6 protein-coding genes, 21 tRNA genes and 1 rRNA gene are annotated in these 8,489 nt (G+C 39.6%); 1 reads left to right on the top strand and 27 read right to left on the bottom strand.

The genetic code is table 11. From position 1 onward, the window contains the following. Genes RZ79_RS04540 through RZ79_RS04550 form a run of 3 tightly spaced genes read right to left on the bottom strand, consistent with a single transcriptional unit; the run spans position 1 to position 3,031 of the window. Positions 1–1,155, bottom strand: coding sequence for a competence protein CoiA (locus RZ79_RS04540; protein WP_054450244.1), 1,155 nt, complete (start codon positions 1,153–1,155; stop codon positions 1–3). Next, entirely contained in the window at positions 1,148–2,209 is a 1,062-nt protein-coding gene (locus RZ79_RS04545; protein ID WP_054450246.1) for an adaptor protein MecA, read from the bottom strand. The genes RZ79_RS04540 and RZ79_RS04545 overlap by 8 nt, the downstream gene beginning before the upstream one ends. 60 nt (positions 2,210–2,269) lie before the next feature. Beyond that, entirely contained in the window at positions 2,270–3,031 is a 762-nt protein-coding gene (locus RZ79_RS04550) for an MBL fold metallo-hydrolase (RefSeq protein ID WP_054450249.1), read from the bottom strand. Between the two features lie 91 nt (positions 3,032–3,122). Here RZ79_RS04550 and RZ79_RS04555 point away from each other — a divergent pair, with 91 nt between their 5' ends. Further along, the gene (locus tag RZ79_RS04555; protein WP_054450251.1) at positions 3,123–3,575 is read left to right on the top strand and encodes a hypothetical protein; all 453 of its coding nucleotides are present in this window, start codon (positions 3,123–3,125) and stop codon (positions 3,573–3,575) included. 40 nt (positions 3,576–3,615) lie between these two features. On the opposite strand, the gene RZ79_RS04560 is transcribed toward RZ79_RS04555, so the two are convergent. The 24 genes from RZ79_RS04560 to rrf form a co-directional block, all read right to left on the bottom strand. After that, positions 3,616–5,733, bottom strand: coding sequence for a heavy metal translocating P-type ATPase (locus RZ79_RS04560; protein WP_054450264.1), 2,118 nt, complete (start codon positions 5,731–5,733; stop codon positions 3,616–3,618). 245 nt (positions 5,734–5,978) lie between these two features. Then, on the bottom strand, positions 5,979–6,389 hold the full coding sequence (locus RZ79_RS04565; RefSeq protein WP_053795654.1) for a CopY/TcrY family copper transport repressor: 411 nt from the start codon (positions 6,387–6,389) through the stop codon (positions 5,979–5,981). A gap of 111 nt (positions 6,390–6,500) precedes the next feature. Beyond that, a tRNA-Ser gene (locus RZ79_RS04570) sits at positions 6,501–6,588 on the bottom strand. An 8-nt stretch (positions 6,589–6,596) separates the two neighbouring features. Next, positions 6,597–6,669: transfer RNA gene (locus RZ79_RS04575), tRNA-Glu, on the bottom strand. Between the two features lie 55 nt (positions 6,670–6,724). Beyond that, positions 6,725–6,799, bottom strand: a tRNA-Asp gene (locus RZ79_RS04580). A gap of 4 nt (positions 6,800–6,803) precedes the next feature. Then, positions 6,804–6,877, bottom strand: a tRNA-Met gene (locus RZ79_RS04585). Positions 6,878–6,903: 26 nt separating this feature from the next. Further along, a tRNA-Glu gene (locus tag RZ79_RS04590) sits at positions 6,904–6,976 on the bottom strand. Between the two features lie 13 nt (positions 6,977–6,989). Continuing rightward, positions 6,990–7,077, bottom strand: a tRNA-Ser gene (locus RZ79_RS04595). A 2-nt stretch (positions 7,078–7,079) separates the two neighbouring features. Beyond that, positions 7,080–7,154 (bottom strand) — tRNA-Ile (locus RZ79_RS04600). A 7-nt stretch (positions 7,155–7,161) separates the two neighbouring features. Then, positions 7,162–7,232: transfer RNA gene (locus RZ79_RS04605), tRNA-Gly, on the bottom strand. A 32-nt stretch (positions 7,233–7,264) separates the two neighbouring features. Next, a tRNA-Phe gene (locus RZ79_RS04610) sits at positions 7,265–7,337 on the bottom strand. 7 nt (positions 7,338–7,344) lie between these two features. After that, positions 7,345–7,419: transfer RNA gene (locus tag RZ79_RS04615), tRNA-Asp, on the bottom strand. 4 nt (positions 7,420–7,423) lie between these two features. Next, a tRNA-Met gene (locus tag RZ79_RS04620) sits at positions 7,424–7,497 on the bottom strand. A gap of 9 nt (positions 7,498–7,506) precedes the next feature. Further along, a tRNA-Ser gene (locus RZ79_RS04625) sits at positions 7,507–7,594 on the bottom strand. Between the two features lie 25 nt (positions 7,595–7,619). Then, positions 7,620–7,693 (bottom strand) — tRNA-Ile (locus RZ79_RS04630). 9 nt (positions 7,694–7,702) lie between these two features. After that, positions 7,703–7,776, bottom strand: a tRNA-Met gene (locus RZ79_RS04635). A 34-nt stretch (positions 7,777–7,810) separates the two neighbouring features. Continuing rightward, positions 7,811–7,884 (bottom strand) — tRNA-Pro (locus RZ79_RS04640). Between the two features lie 5 nt (positions 7,885–7,889). Beyond that, positions 7,890–7,963, bottom strand: a tRNA-Arg gene (locus RZ79_RS04645). Positions 7,964–7,966: 3 nt separating this feature from the next. Further along, positions 7,967–8,055 (bottom strand) — tRNA-Leu (locus RZ79_RS04650). Positions 8,056–8,074: 19 nt separating this feature from the next. After that, positions 8,075–8,146 (bottom strand) — tRNA-Gly (locus RZ79_RS04655). A gap of 4 nt (positions 8,147–8,150) precedes the next feature. After that, positions 8,151–8,223 (bottom strand) — tRNA-Thr (locus RZ79_RS04660). 17 nt (positions 8,224–8,240) lie between these two features. Then, a tRNA-Lys gene (locus tag RZ79_RS04665) sits at positions 8,241–8,313 on the bottom strand. Positions 8,314–8,320: 7 nt separating this feature from the next. After that, a tRNA-Val gene (locus RZ79_RS04670) sits at positions 8,321–8,393 on the bottom strand. Between the two features lie 6 nt (positions 8,394–8,399). Next, positions 8,400–8,489 (bottom strand): 5S ribosomal RNA (rrf, locus tag RZ79_RS04675); the annotation flags it as partial.

Here is an 8,489-nt window from a genome sequence, read left to right on the forward strand (position 1 = left end):
TCAAAAAATAGTGTTATTTTGCGTACTTAGCTCATTTAATTTTTGATAGTAGTCGTCAAACCACTTAATTTCGTCAATTATATGGACCCTGCCATTCTTAATTTGAATTTTTCGTTTAGTTATCAACTGCATTATCAACAGTTTAAACTCATCTTTAATATATTGAGTGGCGTTATGCACAAGTGGATAATTCGTTTGTAATCCCACCATTTGATTGGCAAACTTAAACACATCCCTTAATTTCACCCGTTCCTTGATACTAGCCACAATTAATATTTTCCATATCAAGAAGTTCTTCCCCATGATTGGACTTGTCACCTGTTTGATATCACAAATAATCGGTGATCCGGACATATTATGATGCTGGTTATAACAAACGTTTTGCCATTTTAACATCTGTTTGTTCCGATAAAAAAGCTGGTTTTCAATCCTGGTCAACTGACTAATCACGTCGTGCATACTGCTCTTATACTTAACAATGGTGCCCGGATTGTGAATAAACCTCAATAATTCATCCAATCGGGCAAACGTGATTCGCTGGTATCTTATTTTTCCACCCACATACTGACAATTGTAGCGCATCTCAATTTTACGTTCATTTACCAGCCAGAAAAAGATGGTAAAGCCAATGGAATCGATATAGTAATAAAACTTATTCACACTATCGCTGCCAAATCTTTTTCTGTAGTTACTCCCCAATATCCATAGTGATTTCATATGTAGTTTATGGTATCCAGCGATGCGTTCTGCCAATCGTTTCCGCGAAATCGGACTGCATTGAAACTCAAACGCTAGTTTTTGATACATCAAATCGGGACGTTGATTAATTTCGGATAAATACTTTTCCACATGTGTGTTTCTTTTATCAATGAAATTTAATAGTTGTTCTTTGCCAATTAAGTGTTCATTACTCTCGCCATCTTCCATCGCAATCACACACTGACTGTTCTTAAAGTGCGCAAAATGTGGTGCGTTAATATTGCCGCGTTTTAAAATTAATTCTTCTTTACAGATTGGACAGTAGTACTTTTGATTATCCTTAGCTGCACTCGCGCTGACTAACTGTTCTTTATCAGATGCCATTAACATTTTCATCACCCAATAAACTAAATACGAAAAAAGACTGGCATATTCGCCAGTCTTTTTATTAGCCAAAGTATTTATTCACTTGGGTCATTGCGGAATGATCCATGATTACTTTCTTGTCGTTGTAATGCTTAAAATCTACAACGTTGATTTGATTACCATATTCAACTGCTTCGCTTACAGCACTAGTAAAGTGCTTGAAGTCGACTTCATTTTCAGTTCTAGTGGTTGTCAATTGAACCACGTAAAATGAACCAACCTTGTATAATGTTGAATCAACATCTTGAATGCCATGAATTGCATCGGCTAGTTTAACAACGTTGTCGAAGTCGCTAACCTTTAGAATCATTTCCCACTTTTCAAGTTGTGGATTAAAGTGGCCTAAGCTTGGTTGATTAGCATTTTTAACCATATCCTTGAATGGGTCACTATTTGAACGTTTGCTTGTTGAATCCAAGTCTTGACGTTCACTTCTAGCTTGGTTGATTGTCGCAATCATCATTAGCTTGTAATGGGCGTAATCATCGCTTCTTTCAAGCGCATCAATCATAGTTGAAAGGTTCAATTGAATGTTATCAATGAATTCCTTTGTTTTGTCATCATACTTGTGATCTTCGCTCTTGAAGTCTAGGAGTTTACCAAGCATTTCCTTGGCACGAATCAAAGAATACAAACTCTTTGTATCAGTATAGTCCTTAAAGTGACCCATACTGGGTAGTTGTGCTCTTTGTTCGTCGGTTCTGTCTTCACCAGTATCGGTAAACATTTCAGAACCAGCCCCATCATAAGTTTCATTGTCGTTTTCGTCGTCTTCAATTTCGTCGTCGACGTTATCATCTTCTACTTGGTCATCATTATTATTGATTTGGTTTTGGTTATCAAAAACATTCTTATTCTTAATAAACATGTCTAACCCTGTACTGTTTGGCAATACTTGGAAAGATACTGCCCCCGTACTCTTGAATTCATCATCTACATCGATTTCGTCCAAGATTGAGTATAAGAAAGATTCAATGCCATCTTCATCACCTAAAAGTGATAATAAATCAATTCCGCGTTCATCTAATTCTTGATTAGTGATTGTTACTTTGATTGTTCCAGAATTAATTTTTTCCATTCTCATTATCGACACCTCTTCTCACGTTCGCTAATTGATAACTATATTTTAACCTATTATCAACCGTTAGTTCAATGATTTAACGTCTTTTAAATCAATTACCATCCCTGTTTTTGGTAAAATCACGTTTACCGAATTATTCGTCGCCAATTCAGTTTGTTTCTTTAAATCATCCAAGTCTCCGTATTGTGGTAAATGACTGATTAAAACGTTTTTAACCTTAGCATCCAATGATAATTTACCAGTTTCTTTTGATGTCATGTGCCACTTTTGGCCTTCCTTGTCGTCATAGAAATTAGTATCCGTCATCAATAAGTCGGCACCTTCACAAAATGATGCTAAGTCTTCAAAGTATCTAGTGTCCCCTGTGTAAACTAGTACTTGATTTTTTGTTGTATCTTTAATCTTAATCGCAAATGTAACAACAGGATGTTGTGTTTTCTTAAATGTAATTTCTAAATCACCTAAGTTTATGACATTATCTTCATTGTATGGTTTAGCAACTGTATCGTCGAACCAGTTCAAAGCATTGAAGTGTTCTTCATCCTCATTGTGGCCATAAATTGATAGAGGGCCTTCCTTGGGCTTATTAGGTGCTAGTTGCCAGTAGTGTTGTAAAACACCAACGTCGGCAATATGATCACTGTGGTAGTGAGATAATAAGACCGCGTCTAGATTGTATGGGTTTAAGTGCTTTTCTAGTTCCAATAGCACCCCACTTCCACAGTCCAATAATAGATTGATTTTTTCAGTTTGAATTAAATATCCGCTTGTGGCGATTCCGTTATCTGGATAACCGCCATAGTATCCTAATACAGTAACCTTCATTTTGCATACCTTCTACTTGTTTTTATTTATCTTTAGTGTAAATATATAGGTGTGATTTGTAAAATCTTTTTATCATCTTGGAGGCGTAAAAATGGAAAATCAAATCAGCATGACATTTGGTAGCAATCAAATTTTAAACAAAATCAGAAAACAACATCCTGACGTAAAATTAAGTTTATTTAAAAACGGTGATGATCAGTATCAAATCGTCGATTTTTCCGGGAACCATAATATTTTCAAAAACCCAATTACATTCAATGTATTGAAGAACCACAACTTTACTGAAAAGTTTGAATTCGTAAATTATTCATACTTCAACCTATCAGAAGATGATCAAAAAATCTTTGATGCCAGCATCGAAAAGATGGATAATGACGCTGAGTTAGATAACATGATTTCATTCGTCATCTTAAAGGAAACAGTTAACCGTAAGAGAACGGTTTTAATGACAACTTGGCATGATTACTTTGATTTCAATAATTGGAAGAAGAGAAATGACTTTTTAAACTTAGCAGAAATGTCCTTAAACTATAAACGAGCATAATAAAAAAGCACTTTGGAATTCATCCAAGTGCTTTTTTTATTTACTTAATTTTTAATGTCATGGCATTAATTGCAACAATCACTGTACTTAGTGACATGATAACGGCACCTAACATTGGTCCAATGATAATACCAATTGAAGAAAGTGCTCCAGCTGCAAGTGGTAATGCGATAATGTTGTATCCAGCACCCCACCATAAATTTTGAATCATCTTAGTACGAGCGTGTTTTGCTAGTTTAACCAAATTAATCACATCTGCTGGATCACTGTTTACTAAGACAACGTCTGCAGATTCAATGGCAACGTCAGTACCTGAACCGATTGCAACACCTAAATCAGCCTTAGTAAGACTAGGTGCATCATTAACACCATCACCGATAAACATAACTTTACCTTTTTCTTGGTACTTAGTAACTAGTTTTTGTTTGTCTTCTGGAACTAATTGGGCGTTAACTTCCTTAATTCCTAGAATGCTTGCTACCTTATCAGCAGCTTGTTGGTTATCACCGGTTAGCATAACTGGGATAATGTTTTGACCGTTTAAGAAATCAATCATGTCCTTTGCCCCAGGCTTGATTGAATCTCCTTCAGCAATGTATCCAACAACATGTCCGTTTTCAACAACATAACTCAATGAGTTACCTTGTTCTAGATACTTGTCAGCAGTCTTTTGATCGTAATCAATAACATTCTTGTCTAGGTATGAACTTGAAACAACTTGGTATTCCTTACCATCAACTGTTCCCTTAATACCTGAACCAGCTATTTCTTCAACGCTTTCTGCTTGAAGTGGTGCTTCGTTTAAATCCTTGAACGCTTGAACGATTCCTTGAGCAAGTGGATGACTTGAGGATGCTTCGATAGCCGCAGCAATCTTAATTACATCCTTCTTGTCTATGTTTGAATCTAAACTATCGTATGCATTAACCTTGAAATCACCTTGAGTTAAAGTACCTGTTTTATCCATTAAAGCGTATCTAATTTGTTTGATACCTTCCAATGCAGTCTTGTTTCTAATCAACAATCCATGAGTAGCAGAAATTGATGTCATTCTTGAAATGATTAAAGGAATGGCTAAACCTAATGCATGTGGACAAGCAATGATTAATACACTGACAGTGATTGGAATTGCATACGAAACACCATCCAAGATGCTCCAAGTTACAAAAGCAATTAAAGCAACAATTAATGCTGCGTAGAATAGGTATCCAGCCACTTTATTAGCTAAATCTTCTGCTTCTGATTTTGATGATTGGGCTTCACTTACCATGTTCATAACCTTTGATAAGTATCCACTTTCACCTGTACCAGTAATCTTAACTTTGATAGTTCCACTACCATTGATTGATCCACCAATGACAGAATCGTCAACGCCCTTTTGTACATCTCTTGATTCACCAGTAATTAATGATTCGTTTAAAGCAGTACTACCATCAATGATTGTTCCATCAGCAGGCACCTTTTCACCTGATTTAATTAAGATGGTTTGTCCTTCAGATAATTCATGAACTGATACATCTTTAGTTTGTCCATCTGATTGAAATAAATGAGCATTGTCAGGCAATAATTCAGCTAGTTTGTTTAAAGCAGAACCAGCGTTCATTACTGAGTTCATTTCAATCCAGTGGCCTAATAACATAATGACAATCAGTGTTGATAATTCCCAGAAGAAATCATTTACCTTTGGTGTCACCTTTAGAATATCGTTGGCAATCACCGCGTAAACACTGTATACATAAGCAACTGAAATTCCCATTGTGATTAATGACATCATTCCTGGCTTCTTGCTCTTCATTTCACTGATACATGAAGTGAAGAATGGGTAACCACCGTAAATAAATAGGATGGTTCCTAATACTAGAACAACAAAATCAGATCCAGGGAATGTCACTTGGAAAGGCATCTTCATTCCCATCATTGGTGACATGATAATAATTGGAATTGTTAGAATCAACGAAATCCAAAACTTCAATTTTAAGTTTCCCATATGCATGTGCCCCATGCCACCGTGGTCCATTCCACCATGGCCCATGTCCATACCGCAGCCCATGCCACTCATGTTCATGTTACCCATATCGTGGCCCATGTGACTGTGATCCATGTGGTTCATATCATGATCCATGTGACTCATGTCGTGATGCATGTGTTCATGGTCCATATGGTTCATATCGCAATGATGGTCTCCATGAGAATGGTCATGTTCCCCACCATGGCTGCAACAACTCATATTTTCATGGTCAGAATGGGAATGCCCATCCATCTTCATGTCATCATGATGCATATCACACTTATGATCCGGATTGCTATGGTCATGGTGTTTGCAGCAAGCCATTCCTCCGTTGTGTTTTTCTTCGTCATTCATATCATGCTTTTTTCCGCACATTTATCTCATCTCCAAATAGATTATTCTTCCAAGCACTTACAATGTACCTCTTCTGGTGCTGTATCTCTCTTTTTCTTTAAAACATCGATGATTGAATCGATATCACTTTTACTTAACTCAATGTTTTCGATAACATCATGAAGTGTTTCTCCATAATGCATACAACACATTGATTCAAATACTCTCTTAACAGACATATCATAAGCTGCTTGTTCCTTAATGGCAGAATAATAGATATTCTTTCTACCATCTTTCTTAATTCCTAGGAATTCTTTATCACATAAACGGGATAATAATGTCTTGATTGTTGATGAACTCCAGTCCATTTTCTTGGATAGGATATCGGTCAACTGACTACTAGTTGTCTCTCTTAGTGTCCAAACAATTCTCATTACTTCCCATTCGGATTTCGTAATATCAGTCTTTTCCAAAAGATGTATCACCCCACTCATTTATTTAACATTTTATAGTCTACAATTGTAGACAAAAGAAGTCAAATAAAAAGGATTGCAACTTAATGCAATCCTTCGTCTTCTACGTTAAGGAGAATGAGAGATTCGAACTCTCGCGTGGTTTGACCCACCTAGCGGTTTTCAAGACCGCCCCCTTCAGCCACTTGGGTAATTCTCCATAAATGATGACCCGTACGGGATTCGAACCCATGTTACTGCCGTGAAAGGGCAGTGTCTTAAACCACTTGACCAACGGGTCATAATAAATATTATGACAATAAAAAAAGATTATCCATTAAGGACGATCTTATTTACGGTTCGTACGAGACTCGAACTCGTGACCTCCTGCGTGACAGGCAGGCGTCCTAAACCGACTAGACCAACGAACCAAAATTGCGGGAGCCGGATTTGAACCAACGACCTCCGGGTTATGAGCCCGACGAGCTACCAGACTGCTCTATCCCGCGATAATTATATAAAAGAAATATTTTAATGACCCGTACGGGATTCGAACCCATGTTACTGCCGTGAAAGGGCAGTGTCTTAAACCACTTGACCAACGGGTCAGTCAAAAACTAACGGAGAAGGAGAGATTCGAACTCTCGCGCCGGTAACCCGACCTACACCCTTAGCAGGGGCGCCTCTTCAGCCACTTGAGTACTTCTCCAATGGGCCTAGGGGGACTCGAACCTCCGACCTCACGCTTATCAGGCGTGCGCTCTAAACCAACTGAGCTATAGGCCCATATAAAAGCGGGTAACGAGAATCGAACTCGCGACAATAGCTTGGAAGGCTATGGTTTTACCACTAAACTATACCCGCATAATATAAAGTATAACATATATTTAGTTAAATGGCGCGGGACAGAATCGAACTGCCGACACACGGAGCTTCAATCCGTTGCTCTACCAACTGAGCTACCGAGCCATATAAACGGTTCGTACGAGACTCGAACTCGTGACCTCCTGCGTGACAGGCAGGCGTCCTAAACCAACTAGACCAACGAACCAAAATTGCGGGAGCCGGATTTGAACCAACGACCTCCGGGTTATGAGCCCGACGAGCTACCAGACTGCTCTATCCCGCGATAATATAAAGGAGAATGAGAGATTCGAACTCTCGCGTGGTTTGACCCACCTAGCGGTTTTCAAGACCGCCCCCTTCAGCCACTTGGGTAATTCTCCATGTAAAGTGAAACAAAGTCCACTATGGACCTTGTAGGACTCGAACCTACGACCGGACGGTTATGAGCCGTCTGCTCTAACCAACTGAGCTAAAGGTCCAAGACCTAATCGCGGCAGAGGGGATCGAACCCCCGACCTCCCGGGTATGAACCGGACGCTCTAGCCAGCTGAGCTACACCGCGATATGTGACTAATAAGACGAGTTATTAAACTCTATCGGGAAGACAGGATTCGAACCTGCGACCCCCTGGTCCCAAACCAGGTGCTCTACCAAGCTGAGCTACTTCCCGAGAAATGCACCCAGTAGGAGTCGAACCTACAACCTTCTGATTCGTAGTCAGACACTCTATCCAGTTGCGCTATGGGTGCATATGGTGCCGAGGACCGGGATCGAACCGGTACGGTTATCACTAACCGCAGGATTTTAAGTCCTGTGCGTCTGCCAATTCCGCCACCCCGGCATATATAATGAATTGGCAAAGCGGAAGACGGGATTCGAACCCGCGACCCCCACCATGGCAAGGTGATGTTCTACCACTGAACTACTTCCGCATAATGCCGACTAGAGGATTCGAACCTCCGACCCCCTGTTTACAAGACAGGTGCTCTGCCAGCTGAGCTAAGTCGGCATATTATATTAAATTAATGAGCCGTGGCAGGTTCGAACTGCCGACCCTCTGATTAAAAGTCAGATGCTCTACCGGCTGAGCTAACGGCTCGTATGGATGGAGGATACAGGGCTCGAACCTGTGACCTCCTGCTTGTAAGGCAGATGCTCTCCCAACTGAGCTAATCCTCCATAATTGCGCGGCGACTTCCTACCCTTGCAGAGGGCGATCCCTCAACTACTATCGGCGTTTAGAAGCTTAACTTCTGTGTTCGGCATGGGAACAGG

Source organism: Apilactobacillus kunkeei DSM 12361 = ATCC 700308, assembly GCF_001281265.1.
Taxonomy (GTDB): Bacteria; Bacillota; Bacilli; order Lactobacillales; family Lactobacillaceae; genus Apilactobacillus; species Apilactobacillus kunkeei.

Coding starts and splice junctions, on each gene's coding strand:
- RZ79_RS04560 (WP_054450264.1), bottom strand. CDS start 5,733: ATGGACCATGAACACATGCATCACGACATGAGTCACATGGATCATGAT.
- RZ79_RS04555 (WP_054450251.1), top strand. CDS start 3,123: ATGGAAAATCAAATCAGCATGACATTTGGTAGCAATCAAATTTTAAAC.
- RZ79_RS04545 (WP_054450246.1), bottom strand. CDS start 2,209: ATGAGAATGGAAAAAATTAATTCTGGAACAATCAAAGTAACAATCACT.
- RZ79_RS04550 (WP_054450249.1), bottom strand. CDS start 3,031: ATGAAGGTTACTGTATTAGGATACTATGGCGGTTATCCAGATAACGGA.